Consider the following 15762-nt stretch of genomic DNA (forward strand, 5'->3'; position numbering starts at 1 on the left):
GGTGTAAAATGTACGTCACTCATAGAGAAAAAAGGATCGATTAGAAAGCAAAAGGAGAGGATTGAAGTGAACGAGACAGTGAGAAGAGTAGGGATTGTCGGAATCGGCAATGTCGGAAAAGCGGCAGCTTCTGCCATTGTGCATGAAAATGTAGCGGATGAACTGTATATTTCCGATATTGATTCCGAACGCGCGAAAGGTGAGGCGTGGGATTTTGCGGACAGCATTGAGTTGACACCGTCGTGCACGCGGGTTATTGAGGTACCGCTTGAAGGGCTGGCTGTATGCGATGTCGTTCTTGTCGCTGTAACGGAAAGAGCTCAGATTCCAAGCAGCTCCCGTCTGGAATTGCTCAAAGGTACGGCAGCAATTACCTATGATATTGTACCGAAGCTGCGGAAAGCAGGATTTAAAGGAAAATATGTCATTGCGACTAATCCTTGCGATATCATCACCTATTTGTTTTACAAACTATCCGGACTTCCGAAAAATCACGTAATCGGCACCGGTACTGCATTGGACAGCATGCGCCTGCGCCGTCAATTGTCCAAGGTAATCGGCGATGTCGATCCGCGCAGTATCAGTGCCTTTATGGTCGGAGAACACGGAGACTCGCAAATTGCCGCATGGTCGCATGTGACCGTAGGCGGACAACCGCTTGATCAGTATGAAGAAGACAACGTTGATGAATTCGGCAAAATTGACCGCGATCAAGTAGAAGATGCAGCTAGGCATTTTGGCTGGGAGATCCATAAACGCAAAGGGAATACACAATTTGGCATCGGCAATCAATTAGCCTTCTTTGCAAAATCGATCTTGAACGACGCACGCAGCGTCACGGCTGCATCCGTCATTCAGGACGGCGAATATGGCCAGCATGACCTTGCGATTGGTGTTCCAATCATTCTAGGAAGAAATGGCGTTGAACAGATCATTAAATTCCGCCTGAGCGAAAAAGAACAAAAAAGCTTTAATGCGTCGGCCGAACTGATCAAGAGTTATATTAAGAAGACGCTTGATGAGCATGAAGAACCGGCTGTAAACTGAACATAGATGAAGAAAAGCCTTCCGCCTGGAGTCATTCGCAGCTCCTGCGGGAGGCTTTTTGGTTTGAAATCAGCAAAACGCTTGATAAAAATTTCGAAACATTCGATAAATTAGCGGAAACGTTCGATAAAGCTAAGCCAATCCTCTCACAGGTGCACGCAATCAAAGAATTCATCATAGCTGTCAATGTAAAAATCTGCGCCCGTCTGGTGATTTTGAAATAAGCAGGTTTTCTTTCCCAATTTTTTTGCCGGAATGATATCGAGCGTGCGGTCGCCGACAGCAAGATCAAAACCATGGTGTTCATCCAAATAAATATATGAGGCCGGGTCCGGTTTGCGCGGGAAGCCGTTATCTCTTGTTACGAACTCGCTGAAATAGGTATCTAATCGATAGTGCTTTAAAATTGGAATGAGTGAATCATGGCTTTTATGCGTCATGATAACGTTTTTATTGGCAGCAGCAAGAACTTTTTCAATAAATGGAAAAGGCTTAAATGCATCCGCGGGACATGTTCTGACCAGTTGATGATAGCGGCGAATCTGTTCGTGGTTGACTTGAAACGTTGCAAGGGCAGTGCTTTCCGATATTTTTAACTGTCTGTAAATGTCCTGTTCACTAAACTTATTGCCGATCACTTGTTTTAATAGTTGCGTGTACACCGGGTACGTATCACAGATCGTCCCATCAAAGTCCCAGAGAATGTTCACATCGCTCACGTCCTCGCTAAGTATAATCTTCAAGCATCTCTAGGCTAACATAATCATGAAAACATAACCACATAGAGCAATCTTTATGAATAATTAGTTTTAATTGCATCAATGGTCAATTTCATACGGTAAAGGGCGAAAACATTTACTGCTTCGACTTTATCGCAAACCATATTTGAGGTAAGATGTTATAAGTAGCGGTTTTGCAAGTTTTAGACGAATCTCCTGCGTTAATTAAAAAAAGAAAAAGGGTGCCTGTATTCGTGTCATTTAATCAGCACGATCGGGTGATTATGCATACAGAAAACGTGATGAAGTTACGGATTCAACCGACGAGAAAGGAATGGACAAGGTTGCAAATTGATAAATTAAGAGGCAAAGCGCTTGACCAGCTGTTTGACGCCATCTTGACATTGAAAGATCGCGAGGAATGCTATCGTTTTTTTGACGATCTGTGCACTATGGGCGAAGTTCAATCTTTATCGCAGCGGCTTCAAGTGGCGAGAATGCTGATGGAGGGGCAGACCTATCATCAGATTGAAAAAGAGACCGGTGCCAGCACGGCGACTATTTCTCGTGTGAAACGCTGCATTAATTTTGGTACGGACGGCTATAAGATGACGCTTGATCGACTGGAAAAAGAAAATTAAAGCGAGTTGCTTCGTTTTTTACGTTGAAGAAACGATGTATTGAGGCGGCGATGTTCTGGGAAAATGAGTCATTCAGAATACGCCGACTTTGCATTTTGAGCATTTTTTACATAAATGGCTGATATGGATTCTATTTTTAGGAAGTGATCTGAATGGAACGACTTTCACAGGAATTACTGGAAGGACTTAATCCGGAACAATTAAAAGCAGTGAAGCACCACGAGGGGCCGCTGTTAATCATGGCCGGAGCAGGAAGCGGAAAGACACGTGTACTGACGCATCGCATGGCTTATTTGATGATTGAACGGGATATTGCACCATGGAATATTCTGGCCATCACGTTTACCAATAAGGCAGCTAAGGAAATGAAGGAGCGGCTGGCAAAATTGGCAGGACCGCTTGTTGAGGATACATGGGTGTCGACCTTTCACTCAATGTGCGTGCGGATTCTGCGCCGAGACATTGATCGCATGGGGCTCAGTCGCAACTTTACCATTTTGGACAGCACCGATCAGTTGTCGGTTGTTAAGCAGATTCTCAAAGAAAAGAACTTCGATCCGAAGAAGTTCACACCGCGCAGTGTTTTAGGCGTGATCAGCTCCGCTAAAAACGAACTGAAAACAGCTGCCGATTTCGCAAAAACGGTGCAGGGACCTTTTGAAGAGGTGGCCCGCGATGTTTACCAAGATTATGAGAAAAAACTGCTGCAGAATCAGTCGCTCGACTTTGACGACTTGATTATGACAACGGTCCATCTGTTTCAGCGTGTGCCGGAAGTGCTGGTATTCTATCAGAAGAAGTTTCAATATATTCATGTCGATGAATATCAGGATACGAACCGGTCGCAGTACTTGCTTGTCCATATGCTTGCCGACCGGTTTAAAAATCTGTGTGTCGTCGGCGACTCCGACCAATCGATCTATGGCTGGCGCGGCGCAGACATTCACAACATACTTTCATTCGAGGAAGATTATCCGAACGCGCAAGTGATCAAACTGGAGCAAAACTACCGATCGACGAAGAAGATTCTTGACGCGGCGAACCATGTCATTCAGAACAATCATGATCGCAAGCCGAAAAATCTGTGGACGGAAAATGCGGACGGCAAGGAAATAGCCTATTACCGAGCACCGACCGAACGCGAGGAAGGCTACTATGTTGCGGGGAAGATGCGTGAGCTGTTCAATAACGGCTTTAAGTACTCGGAATTAGCCGTGCTGTACCGAACGAATGCTCAATCCCGTGTGATCGAAGAGACGCTTGTCAAATCGAATATTCCCTATCGAATGGTCGGTAGTATCAAATTCTACGACCGCAAGGAAATCAAGGATGTGCTCGCCTATTTGCGCCTGATTGCCAATCCTGAAGATGAGATCAGCCTGGCGCGTGTGATTAATGAACCGAAGCGCGGTATCGGTGCATCCTCTATGGATAAGCTGGCCGACTACGCAATTGCGGCGAATCTATCATTAATGCAGGCAATTGACGATGTCGAACAGACTGGTATTGCGGCACGCACTGCGGGCAAAATGAAAGCCTTCGCTGAAATGATTCTCAACTGGTCGAAAATGCAGGAATTCTTATCTGTAACCGAGCTTGTTGAAGAGGTTCTGGATAAGTCCGGTTATCGTGAAGCGCTCAAAGCTGAACGTACAATTGAAGCACAGAGCCGTTTGGAAAACCTGGAAGAATTTCTGTCGGTAACAAAGGAATTCGAAAGCGGAAATGATGATAAATCACTGATTAATTTTCTGACCGAGCTGGCGCTTGACGCTGATATCGACCAACAGGACGATCAGGTATCACAAGACGCGGTGACGCTGATGACACTTCACTCTGCTAAAGGACTGGAATTTCCTGTTGTTTTCCTTGTCGGCATGGAAGAGGGCATTTTTCCGCATTTGCGTGCTTTAGATGACGGTGATGAGATGGAAGAGGAACGCCGGCTTGCCTATGTCGGCATCACCCGTGCCAAGCAACAGCTTTTTCTGACGAGTGCGCAAGTGCGCATGCTGTTCGGCAAAACGATTGCCAATCCCGCATCGCGTTTTATTAAGGAGATTCCGCAGGAATTGATCGCGCAGGAGGATTCGGAAGAGGAACAGATCTCCGGCCGATTTTCAGCGAAATCCGCCTCTCCCTTTGAAAAACGATTTGCTCCGGCCTACACGAAGCCGAAGCCTGTTTTGCAGAGGAACAATCATAATAATGAAGAATGGCGTGCAGGCGATAAAGTGGCACATAAAAAGTGGGGACAGGGTACGATTGTCGCCGCCCGAGGAACGGGCGACAGCGCCGAATTGGATATTGTATTTCCCAGCCCGATCGGCTTGAAACGGCTTCTCGGAGCATTTGCCCCGATTGAGAAAGTTGAATGAGGCCATACTAGTGAAGCTGTGTCTTTTTATTGGCGATAACGAATGGAACCGTGGTTATTGCGAAAATCGCTCTTTGACGCGAACAAACCGATCATTAACGCATACCATTCAGTCGTTACTGCGGGAAATCCGGTCAAAATCATCTTAATCCGGCCGCATGAACGCGCAGCTTTTAATTTGCTTATGGATTATTGGCATAAAGGAGTAACGAACCATGGAAGAGCGACTGCCGCAACATGTCATTGATTTGCACCGGCAACTGAATCAATACAGCTATGAATATTACGTGGAAGACAATCCAAGTGTGCCCGACAGCGAATACGATCGGTTGATGAACGGGCTGCTTGCGCTGGAGAAGCAGCACCCTGAGTGGATCACACCGGATTCCCCGACACAGCGCGTGGGCGGCAATCCGCTCAAAGCCTTCACTAAGGTGACGCATGAAATTCCCATGCTCAGTCTCGGGGATGTGTTCAGTGAAGAGGAGCTGCTGGACTTTGACCGCCGTGTTCGACAGGCGGTTGGTGATGACGTGACCTATGTCTGTGAATTGAAAATCGACGGTCTGGCAATCTCACTTACCTATGAAAAAGGAAACTTTGTGCTGGGTGCGACGCGCGGAAACGGAACGGTCGGAGAAGATATTACCCACAATTTGAAGACCGTTCGTTCCTTGCCGCTTGTTCTTCCGGAACCGATTGACATTGAAGTGCGCGGTGAGGCTTATATGCCAAAAAAATCGTTTGACAAGCTTAATGAGGAACGTAAAAAAAATGAGGAACCGCTTTTTGCCAACCCGCGCAACGCAGCAGCCGGTTCACTCAGACAGCTTGATCCGAAAATATCGGCGAAACGAAGGCTTTCCGTTTTTCTATACAGTGCCGGACGATTTAATCGTGATAGGATCAAAACACACTATGATCTGCTCGAATCCATCCGCGCGCTCGGTCTGCCGGTCAATCCGGAATCACGGCGCTGTCGGACGATGGAAGAGGTTTTTGATTATATAAAAGAATATACCGAAAAAAGAGACGCACTGCCGTATGGCATCGACGGCATCGTCGTCAAGGTAGATGATATGGCGCAGCAGCAGCAGTTGGGCAATACCGTCAAATCGCCGCGCTGGATGATTGCTTATAAATTTCCCGCAGAAGAAGTTGTGTCCACACTGGAAGCAATCGAAGTGAGTGTCGGCCGTACGGGGGCTGTTACACCGACAGCCGTACTTACTCCGGTATCTGTTGCCGGAACAACGGTCAAAAGAGCCTCCCTTCATAACGAAGACTTGATTCGGGAGAAAGATTTGCGGATTGGTGATCGTGTTGTCATTCGAAAAGCGGGTGATATCATTCCTGAAGTCGTGAACGTGCTTACGGAGCAGAGAACGGGCAGCGAGCTGCCTTATGCGATGCCGACGCACTGTCCGGAATGCGGCAGCGCGCTTGTGCGGCTTGAAGAAGAGGTCGCACTGCGCTGCATCAATCCCAAATGCCCGGCGCTGATTCGGGAAGGACTGATTCATTTTGTCTCTCGAGGTGCGATGAACATTGACGGTTTAGGTGAAAAGGTGATCACCCAGCTCTTTGAAAAGAAGCTGATTGCTGACGTTGCCGATCTTTATAAACTGAATCGCGATGACTTGATTTCCATGGAACGCATGGGTGAGAAATCAACCGACAACCTGCTGAGCGCCATTGAACGGTCTAAAGAAAACTCGCTTGAACACTTGCTTTTCGGACTTGGCATCCGCTATATCGGTTCCAAAGCCGCGAAACTGTTAGCTCAATCGTTTAAAGATATCGATCACTTGGCATCTGCCAATATGGACGCACTGGTCGCCGTCGATGAAATCGGTGAGAAAATGGCCGACTCATTGATCGCCTATTTCTCAAAACCGGAGGTCGGCGCGCTGATCAATGAATTGAAAAGTGCCGGCGTGAACATGACCTATCTCGGTCCGGATCCGGAGGCTGCCGCCCAATCGAATTCGCCGTTTAACGGAAAGACCGTTGTGCTGACTGGTAAACTGACGCTGATGACACGAAACGAAGCCAAAGAAGAGATTGAACGACGCGGCGGCAAGGTAACCGGGAGCGTCAGCGCCAGCACCGATCTTGTCGTTGCCGGAGAAGCAGCCGGATCAAAGCTTAAAAAAGCGCGGGAACTGCAGATTGAAGTCTGGGATGAAGCGCACTTTGCTGAAACGCTCAAGGAATAGGGGATGCTCCAAATGAAATGGAAAAAAACGGCGGCGGCTTGTTCCGTCCTACTTGGCCTCCAGCTGGTACTTTCAGGGTGCTGGTTTAACAATTCAAACAACAGCACGGTTAAAAATAGCAACGGAAAGACTGAAAATGCAAGCCTGATCCCGAGCGCGAATGATTCGGATTATCAAATGCTGCGCCCGAAATCCGACAGTACAACGCGCGGTTATATTCAATATGGACCGAAAAACCGAGTGGATATGGATCAGATGGAGACCGGTTTGATGGACTTGTCCAAAGATGTGTTCAGCCCAAATGATTATGTCTTTCAAATGGGACAATATATGAAAAACACGGATATTAACAGTATACTCTATCGAAAAGGGTCGGAGCCGCAGCGTGCTGCGAATAAAAGCCTGCCAAAAGATCAGCAGAAAACCGTCATTCCCGGCATCAACCCGGCGCTTGGAAAAGGGAAAAATATTGTTGAACAGTCGAAAAACAGTCCGAAGTATATCAATTATGTACTTGAGCAGGACTACATGAAGAGAAATAGCAAAGGGCAATATAAGATTGCCGGCATGTCCGTTGCTGTTTCACTGAATTCAGTCTATGCGGACAATATCAACTATAACGGCAAGATCTATCCAATCTCTGAAAAATTGAATCGTGCAAAGGTTGAAGGCTGGGCCAAGGCACATGCCCAGCAAATCGTTCAGCGAATACGAGACATCGGAAAGGACAATAAAGATTCAAGCGATAAGACCTATGAAGATCTGCAAAAAATCCCGATTTTTTTAACGCTTTACGTTACTGCGGAACCGGAATCCTATGTTCCGGGCGACTTTGTCGCTAAGACGGAAATTTCCGCTGGATCCAGTTCAATCAGCAAATGGACTAGTGTAAATGAACACCATGTTCTGTTTCCTTCCGACAATGCTACCAACAGCTATAAAGGTGATCTGGATAAGTTTAATCAAATCAAGAATGATGTACAGAAATACTATCCAAACTATGTCGGGGTTATCGGTAAAGCATTCTATCGAAATAAAGAACTTAGTGATTTGACTTTAAACATAAACTTTAATAAATTTGTTGACGAGTCGGAAATGATCGGCTTTACGAACTATGTGACCTCGCTCGTGGAAAAACGGTTACCATTTGAGCGAAGCATCCCGATTCACATTTACATTTCAACAAATGATATACCTGAGGCACTTATTGAACGGACGGAATCAATGGACCAGCCCTATGTTCATATTTTCCAGCATTAAATAATTACGGTATGCGATCATGAAGTGAAACTGCTCCGCGGCGGTTTCACTTTTTTTGCAAAAAATTAAAAATTAGTATATAAAGTTTAAAATAATATGGAAAATACCTTTAATACAATGTATATTAACTAATATGATGATAAAAATTAATATAATAAAGGAGATGAGGTGTTGGATAAGCTTGATTTAAAGATACTGCGCATATTAATGACACAGGGACGGGCGACTTGGTCCGATCTGGCCGGAGAAGTTGATCTGTCGTCTCCGGCAGTAGCAGAACGTGTCCGCCGATTGGAGGAAAGAGGAGTGATCAAGGCGTACGAGGCGATGATTGACCCGGAGCTTGTAGGCAATACGTGCACGGCCTTTGTCGCAGTTACTCTTGAAAAAACCGAGCAGCGTGCGGCATTCCTTGAATTGATCCATGAACTGGTCGAAGTTCAGGAATGTCATCATATTGCAGGGGACTACGATTATTTGCTTAAAGTACGCGCCCGTGATACCAAAGATCTGGACCGTGTCATCAGCAGTGAGTTGAAGAAGCTTCCGGGCGTGAAAACACGGACGACCATCGTCATGAATTCACTCAAAGAAACGGCGCGGCTCCCGATTCACGCCGAACGTTTTTCATGAGGTGCCGTTTATGGATTCATCCATTCTTTTTAAAGGAATTCTATTAGGCTTCGCCATTGCCGCGCCGGTCGGTCCGATTGGTGTCCTCTGTATTCGCCGAACACTGGCTTTTGGCAGACTTCATGGTTTGCTGTCCGGAATTGGCGCGGCTAGCGCAGATGCTATTTATGGTGCAATCGCCGCCTTCGGGCTGACGGTTATCTCTCACTTTTTGCTTGATCAGCAGATTTGGCTGCACGCACTCGGCGGCAGTTTTCTCTGTTTTCTCGGCGTGCAGACATGGCGTGCAAAAGTTGCGGATAAACCGGCAAACCTCGCAGGAAGCAGGCAGCTTTTCAGTGCCTACACAACAACATTGGTATTGACGCTAACCAATCCAATGACGATTCTCTCGTTCATCAGCATTTTTGCGGGCATTGGAATTACTTCCAGCGAGGTACGATCATCCCTTTTCTTAGTTTTCGGCGTTTTTTGCGGTTCTGCCGCTTGGTGGCTGCTTCTCAGCGTATGTGTCGGTCATTTTCGGGAAAAGATGAACAAAAAGATGCTGGTCTGGGTGAATCGCTTATCTGCCGGCATCATTTTCAGTTTTGGAATGGTTTCGCTGTGGCAGGTCATAGGAAATTTACTTTAAGGAAACCTGCATCGAATCATATTGTTTCAGGTCCGATTATTGCATAGTGTCAATGGTATTTGATATGATTAGAACAGTGTTGGAACTTGCCAAGAGGTGGCAAATGAAGCCGATTGGCGGAGGTGAAAAAGATGAGCAGAATTAACGAAGAACAGGTTAAGTACGTTGCGGATTTGGCACGACTTTCGTTTACCGATGAAGAAATTAAGACCTTCACAACACAGCTCGACGATATTATCGGTTTTGCCGAACAGCTGAACGCGCTCGATACGGAAGGCATCGAACCGACGACGCATGTGCTTGATATGTACAATGTGATGCGTGACGATGTTGTTGAGCCCTCGCTGCCACGCGAAGAAGCGCTCAAGAACGCGCCGCTGCAGGAAGAAGGACAAGTGAAAGTGCCGCTGATTATGGAAGCGGATTGACCGAATAGAAGGAGGATGAAGTGATGCCACTTTTTGAAGAAGGCCTCGTGTCTTTGTCTCAAAAGTTACATAACAAGGAAATTAAGGCATCCGATCTTGTCGATGAAGCGTTCGCACGTATTCATGAAGTCGATGGGGACGTGAAGGCGTTTCTGACCTTGAATGAAGAAGCAGCTCGCAGTGAAGCTAAAGCGCTTGACGAGAACGGTACGGCAGAAGAAGCGATTCTTTCCGGAATGCCGATTGGCATTAAAGATAATATGGTGACAAAAGGGTTGAAAACAACCTGTGCCAGCCACATTCTTGAAAACTATGATCCGCTCTATGATGCTACTGTAGTGGACAAGGTCAAGACGCAAAAGGCGATTACGATCGGAAAATTAAACATGGACGAGTTCGCGATGGGATCGTCAACAGAAACGTCATCGTTCGCAATTACGAAAAATCCGTGGGATCTGGAACGCGTTCCCGGCGGTTCCAGCGGCGGTTCGGCAGCGGCAGTTGCTGCGGGCGAAGTGCTGTTCGCGCTCGGGACAGACACCGGCGGTTCCATCCGTCAGCCGTCCGCATTCTGTGGTGTGGTCGGCATGAAACCGACCTATGGCCGCGTGTCGCGTTATGGTCTGGTGGCGTTTGCTTCGTCACTGGATCAGGCTGGACCGATCACGCGTACGGTTGAAGACAATGCCTATCTGCTTGAAGCCATCGCAGGTCTTGATCGCCATGATTCAACCAGTGCGGATGTACCGGTTCCGCACTATGCCGCTGAGCTGACCGGCGACATTGAAGGTCTGCGTGTTGCCGTACCAAAGGAATATCTGGGCGCCGGCATTGACGAATCGGTTAAAGGGAAGATTCGTACGGCGATCAAACAGCTTGAATCACTTGGGGCGATTGTTGACGAAGTGTCCCTGCCACATTCGAAGTATGCCGTTCCTGCTTACTACATTATCGCTTCCTCCGAAGCATCGGCGAACCTCGCCCGTTTTGACGGCGTGCGCTACGGTGTGCGCGCGGAAACAAACGATCTGATTGAGATGTACAAGAAGTCAAGAAGTGAAGGTTTCGGCGACGAAGTCAAACGCCGGATCATGCTTGGTACCTTCGCGCTCAGTTCAGGCTACTACGATGCTTACTACAAGAAAGCGCAGCAAGTTCGTACACTGATCAAGCAGGATTTTGAAAAAGTGTTCCAAAATCATGACCTCATTGTCGGACCGACGACACCGACACCTGCGTTTAAGATCGGTGAAAATATTGATGATCCATTAACGATGTACGCAAACGACCTTTTGACAATCCCGGTTAACCTTGCTGGTATTCCGGCAATCAGCCTGCCGTGCGGTCTTGCTGGCGGACTCCCGGTCGGCCTGCAGATGATCGGCCGACCGTTCGGCGAAGAGACACTGTACCGCGCCGCGCATGCCTATGAGCAGACAGCCGGATTTACATTAACGCCTGCCAAAGGGGCGATGAATCAATGAGTAATTTTGAAACCGTCATCGGACTTGAAGTCCATGTCGAACTGAAAACGAAAACGAAAGCGTTCTGCGGCTGCGCCAACCAATTCGGCGCCGAACCGAACACCAATACGTGTCCGATTTGTCTTGGACATCCGGGCGTGCTGCCGATTTTGAATCGTGAGGCAGTAGATTACGCAATCAAGGCCGCACTGGCACTGAATTGCGAGATCTCCCGAGAGACGAAATTCGACCGTAAAAACTATTTTTATCCGGACAATCCGAAAGCGTACCAGATTTCTCAGTTTGACCAGCCGATCGGACGCAATGGCTACATCGAAATTGAAGTCGATGGCGAAAAGAAGCGAATCGGTGTGCACCGCCTTCACCTCGAGGAAGATGCCGGCAAGCTGAGTCACCTTGAAGACGGTTCCGGCTCTCTCGTCGACTTTAACCGTGTCGGCACGCCGCTGATTGAAATTGTATCCGAAGCAGATATGCGCGACCCTAAAGAAGCCTATGCTTATTTAGAAAAGTTAAAAGCGATCATGCAGTATATTGATGTTTCCGACGTTAAGATGGAGGAAGGATCGCTTCGCTGTGACGCCAACATCTCGATTCGTCCATACGGACAAAAAGAATTCGGTACAAAGACTGAATTGAAGAACCTCAATTCGTTCACTTTTGTTGAAAAAGGTCTCGCCTACGAAGAAATGCGTCAGGAACGCGTACTGCTTTCCGGCGGCGAAGTTGTTCAGGAAACGCGTCGTTATAATGATGCGACGAAGACGACAACGGTTATGCGTGGAAAAGAAGGCTCCGATGACTATCGCTACTTCCCGGAACCGGACATTATCAAACTGAAAATCGATCAGAAATGGATTGACCGCATCAAGGCTGAGATTCCAGAATTGCCGGATGCGCGCCAGAAGCGCTACGTCGAAAAACTTGGTCTTCCGGAGTATGATGCAATGGTGCTCACGCAGACGAAGACGATGTCCGACTTCTTCCAAGCTGCGGTTGCTGAAGGCGCCGACGCCAAGCTTGTTTCCAACTGGCTGATGGGCGAAGTATCCGCGTATCTCAACAGCAATTACAAGACTATTGACCAAGTTCCAATGACAGCGCAGGGCCTGGCCAAGCTTATCCAATTGATTGAAAAAGGCACGATTTCCAGCAAGATCGCCAAAAAGGTCTTCAAGGAACTGATTGAAAAAGGCGGCGATCCGGAAGAGATCGTTAAAGCCAAGGGGCTCGTTCAGATCTCTGATGAAGGCGCACTGCGCGACATGTTGACGCCAATCCTTGAGGCCAACAAGCAATCGATGATTGACTATAAGAATGGCAAGGATCGCGCACTCGGCTTCCTCGTCGGCCAAGTCATGAAACAAACCCATGGCAAAGCAAACCCGAAAATGGTCAATAAAATTATTATTGATGAAATTAACAAACTGTAAAAAAGTGACGAAGCGGGATTCCTGATTGCTCAGGAGTCCCGTTTTTTTGATTGTAGCGGCAGATTCGGGATCAAGACCGAATGCCGATGTTTGGAATACTCGTCACACAGTGACTGTGAACTGAACGTTCGATAAATCGTGACAAAAGCTTTGCGATTCCCAGCTTGCGGCTGGCCCTGTCGTTATTTTTTCATATGATCGATTTTGATTTTAAAAATCGTTTACAATATAATAAAATAAGAAGGCTGAGCGCGAAATCTTAAACAGCGCCTGACTACGTAAACGCATCCAGACACAACCGGATGATTGTTGATTAGTGATTATTCGTATCGGACAGAATGAATGAAGAATGATCATCGATGAGCCAACAGAAATCATTCATACGGCATAAGAACCGGGCCGACATGAGTAGGCTCCTTTTGTACTATAAGTATATAAAATTTAAGGAAAATAGTATAAGTGCAACTAAGGATTCGCCTTCGTCAGAGGCTTGGCGAAGCCAAGTTTTCTAATGTTTCTGTTCAATGGAAAATCTTCATATAGAGATTGATTGGGTGATAATCATGAAGAAGGCTAGAATCATTTACAATCCCACATCAGGCCGGGAGCTGGCGAAAAAAAACATCGCCTATATCCTGGACCGGCTTGAAGATGCGGGATATGAAGCATCTGCCTATGCGACCAAAAGAGAGGGAGATGCAACGAAAGCTGCACGTAAAGCGTTTAAACGAAATTTTGATCTCGTTGTCGCGGCCGGCGGTGATGGTACCATTAATGAAGTGATCAGCGGACTCGCGGAGAAGGAATACCGCCCGAAGCTCGGAATCCTGCCCTTAGGAACAACCAACGATTTTGCACGTGCCATCGGTATCCCGCGCGATATCGTCAAGGCCTGTGATGTGCTGTGCGACGGCCATGAAATGCCGATTGATATTGGGAAAGTCAATGATCGTTATTTCGTGAACATCGCTGGAGGCGGCAAACTGACAGAACTGAGCTACGATGTGCCAAGTAAACTGAAAACAATGATCGGTCAATTAGCCTATTTTATTAAAGGAATTGAAATGCTCCCATCAATCCGACCGATAAAAGTGAAAATTGATTATGACGACCGCACCTTTGAAGGCGACATCATGCTTTTCCTTGTCTCCAACAGCAATTCAGTCGGCGGATTTGAAAAATTAGCGCCGGATGCTAAGCTGAATGACGGTCTCTTTGATCTGATTATTTTGAAGGCGGCGAATCTTGCTGAGTTTATCCGCCTCGCATCGATGGCGACCCGCGGCGAGCACATGAAAGATCCGAAAGTCATTTATGCACAGGCCAGCCGAATTAAAATCGAATCCGAAGAAAAAATGCAGCTCAATATCGACGGTGAATATGGCGGTGACCTGCCCGGTGAGATCATCAACCTCTATCACCATTTTCATTTAATGGTCCCGAAAGAAACCGAGGATGCGCACCTTCTCGAAGCCGAGCAGGAAGTGAAACAATACCAATAAGATTGAGTCGCTCACAAAAAAAGGTACGATCACGCGGTGTTTTTTTGAGGAAAAATAGATCGCACAGGACAAACGGGCAAGTTTTCATCACTTACAAAATGGCGGATAAGGGAAATTAAATATGGAAAATAGTGTAAAAGAACAACTTTTGGAAAGAAATAGAAAAATTATTCAAATTGTCATTGAACGCGTGAAACGTGATTGCCCTGATGCTGTTGCGCTAATTGGTGTGTGCGGTTCTTTTTATACCGGGGAATTTTATGAAAAGTCGGATCTTGATTTGCTGATTGTCATCAATGATAAAAAGGCATGGGAAATCGCTTCCTGCTTTATTCTGGATGATATCGGTTATGACATCTATTGTTCCTCGTGGGAAAGTCTGGAAAAGATGGCTTCTTACGATCACCCGCTTGTATCACATGTCGTTGATGTCGATCTTGTCTATTGCGCCGCAGAAAAGTATAGGGAACGTTTTGAACGGCTGAAGCAACAGGCACTTGCAGTTCTGCAAGCGCCTTTGACCAAAGAGATTTATGACAAAACGGAACCCCAGTTGCAAAATGCCATGTTAAAATATGCCAAACTTATGTTGACAGATGACCTGAGCCTTTGTCGCTATTACGCAGCAAACATCTTGGACGGAGTTAAAAATGTCATTTGTTTATTGAATCATAGTTATTTTAAATACGGTGTGAAGGATCATTTGCGTGAGATACTGCAGATGGAGACCGTACCCAATGATTTTGAGAAAAATGTGACCCATTTAATTCATGCGCGGAGCATGCAGGAGATCAAAACCGCTGCTACCCATATAATGAAATCAGTGAAGCAGCTACACGTTGAGGCAGGTAAGCCGTTTGCAGAGAAATCACCAATTCCAACGTCAGATGCTCTAACGGGAACATACGAAGAAATCTATTCCAATTGGCGAAACAAGGTACATTTTGCAGTGAAAAACAATGACGTTCATTTATCGTTGATGACGGCTATGGCTTGTCAGCAATTTTATGATGAGATGCATGAGGAATATGGGACTGTGAAAATTAATTTGCTGAAGGCATTCGATCCGCGTGATCTCGAAGGCTTTGCGGCAGCCTTTGATCGAATGATGGAACGATATCGCAACGAGTATGTGAAGCTACGGAAGGCCTGTAAAACACTACACGTCGTTGAAGGACTTTGAGAAAGATTATCTTAGTTTATAAACGGAAAAAACAATAACTCAGCAAATCCATGCAGCAATAAAGAGATAAACATAAACAAAAGGCAAGCAGCTTCAATCATACAATGTGCCATGAACTTTTTGCGGTTCATGGCACATTTCGCATGAGTGTGAGCACTTGTTTTAGCATGTGTTTACCGCTATCTTATAGAGAGATGCAACG

At 46.6% G+C, this 15762-nt stretch carries 14 protein-coding genes; 13 read left to right on the forward strand and 1 reads right to left on the reverse strand.

Annotated elements, in window-relative coordinates:
- Positions 1 to 66: 66 nt before the first annotated feature.
- Positions 67 to 1047 (forward strand): L-lactate dehydrogenase, encoded by a 981-nt coding sequence (locus tag NIE88_RS22560; RefSeq protein WP_253058221.1) that lies wholly within the window; start codon positions 67 to 69, stop codon positions 1045 to 1047.
- A gap of 146 nt (positions 1048 to 1193) precedes the next feature.
- On the opposite strand, the gene NIE88_RS02155 is transcribed toward NIE88_RS22560, so the two are convergent.
- Positions 1194 to 1757: an HAD-IA family hydrolase gene (locus NIE88_RS02155; RefSeq protein WP_253058223.1), complete on the reverse strand. Its 564-nt coding sequence runs from the start codon at positions 1755 to 1757 to the stop codon at positions 1194 to 1196.
- A gap of 353 nt (positions 1758 to 2110) precedes the next feature.
- Here NIE88_RS02155 and NIE88_RS02160 point away from each other — a divergent pair, with 353 nt between their 5' ends.
- The 12 genes from NIE88_RS02160 to NIE88_RS02215 all read left to right on the forward strand — a co-directional run bounded on the left by NIE88_RS02160 (position 2111) and on the right by NIE88_RS02215 (position 15560).
- Positions 2111 to 2407: a YerC/YecD family TrpR-related protein gene (locus NIE88_RS02160; protein ID WP_253058562.1), complete on the forward strand. Its 297-nt coding sequence runs from the start codon at positions 2111 to 2113 to the stop codon at positions 2405 to 2407.
- Positions 2408 to 2559: 152 nt separating this feature from the next.
- The gene (pcrA, locus tag NIE88_RS02165; protein WP_253058227.1) at positions 2560 to 4785 is read left to right on the forward strand and encodes a DNA helicase PcrA; all 2226 of its coding nucleotides are present in this window, start codon (positions 2560 to 2562) and stop codon (positions 4783 to 4785) included.
- Between the two features lie 42 nt (positions 4786 to 4827).
- On the forward strand, positions 4828 to 5031 hold the full coding sequence (locus NIE88_RS02170) for a hypothetical protein (protein WP_253058229.1): 204 nt from the start codon (positions 4828 to 4830) through the stop codon (positions 5029 to 5031).
- On the forward strand, positions 5000 to 7003 hold the full coding sequence (ligA, locus tag NIE88_RS02175; RefSeq protein WP_253058231.1) for an NAD-dependent DNA ligase LigA: 2004 nt from the start codon (positions 5000 to 5002) through the stop codon (positions 7001 to 7003). Before NIE88_RS02170 ends, ligA begins: the two co-directional genes overlap by 32 nt.
- A 12-nt stretch (positions 7004 to 7015) precedes the next feature.
- Positions 7016 to 8263, forward strand: a complete 1248-nt coding sequence (locus NIE88_RS02180) for a CamS family sex pheromone protein (RefSeq protein ID WP_253058233.1) — start codon at positions 7016 to 7018, stop codon at positions 8261 to 8263.
- A gap of 168 nt (positions 8264 to 8431) precedes the next feature.
- A complete protein-coding gene (locus tag NIE88_RS02185; RefSeq protein ID WP_253058235.1) occupies positions 8432 to 8896 on the forward strand; it encodes an Lrp/AsnC family transcriptional regulator in 465 nt (154 codons plus the stop codon).
- Positions 8897 to 8906: 10 nt separating this feature from the next.
- Positions 8907 to 9530 carry a LysE family translocator gene (locus NIE88_RS02190; protein ID WP_253058237.1) on the forward strand — a complete coding sequence of 208 codons (624 nt, stop codon included), beginning with the start codon at positions 8907 to 8909 and terminating at the stop codon, positions 9528 to 9530.
- A gap of 131 nt (positions 9531 to 9661) precedes the next feature.
- On the forward strand, positions 9662 to 9958 hold the full coding sequence (gene gatC / locus NIE88_RS02195) for an Asp-tRNA(Asn)/Glu-tRNA(Gln) amidotransferase subunit GatC (RefSeq protein WP_253058239.1): 297 nt from the start codon (positions 9662 to 9664) through the stop codon (positions 9956 to 9958).
- A gap of 23 nt (positions 9959 to 9981) precedes the next feature.
- The gene (gene gatA, locus NIE88_RS02200; RefSeq protein ID WP_253058241.1) at positions 9982 to 11442 is read left to right on the forward strand and encodes an Asp-tRNA(Asn)/Glu-tRNA(Gln) amidotransferase subunit GatA; all 1461 of its coding nucleotides are present in this window, start codon (positions 9982 to 9984) and stop codon (positions 11440 to 11442) included.
- Positions 11439 to 12875: an Asp-tRNA(Asn)/Glu-tRNA(Gln) amidotransferase subunit GatB gene (gatB, locus tag NIE88_RS02205; RefSeq protein WP_253058243.1), complete on the forward strand. Its 1437-nt coding sequence runs from the start codon at positions 11439 to 11441 to the stop codon at positions 12873 to 12875. The genes gatA and gatB overlap by 4 nt, the downstream gene beginning before the upstream one ends.
- Positions 12876 to 13438: 563 nt before the next feature.
- On the forward strand, positions 13439 to 14377 hold the full coding sequence (locus NIE88_RS02210; protein WP_253058245.1) for a diacylglycerol kinase: 939 nt from the start codon (positions 13439 to 13441) through the stop codon (positions 14375 to 14377).
- Positions 14378 to 14498: 121 nt separating this feature from the next.
- On the forward strand, positions 14499 to 15560 hold the full coding sequence (locus NIE88_RS02215) for a kanamycin nucleotidyltransferase C-terminal domain-containing protein (RefSeq protein ID WP_253058247.1): 1062 nt from the start codon (positions 14499 to 14501) through the stop codon (positions 15558 to 15560).
- The last annotated feature ends 202 nt before the right edge of the window (positions 15561 to 15762 follow it).

Origin of the sequence: Sporolactobacillus shoreicorticis, assembly GCF_024125445.1 — a bacterium.
Lineage (GTDB): Bacteria > Bacillota > Bacilli > Bacillales > Sporolactobacillaceae > Sporolactobacillus > Sporolactobacillus shoreicorticis.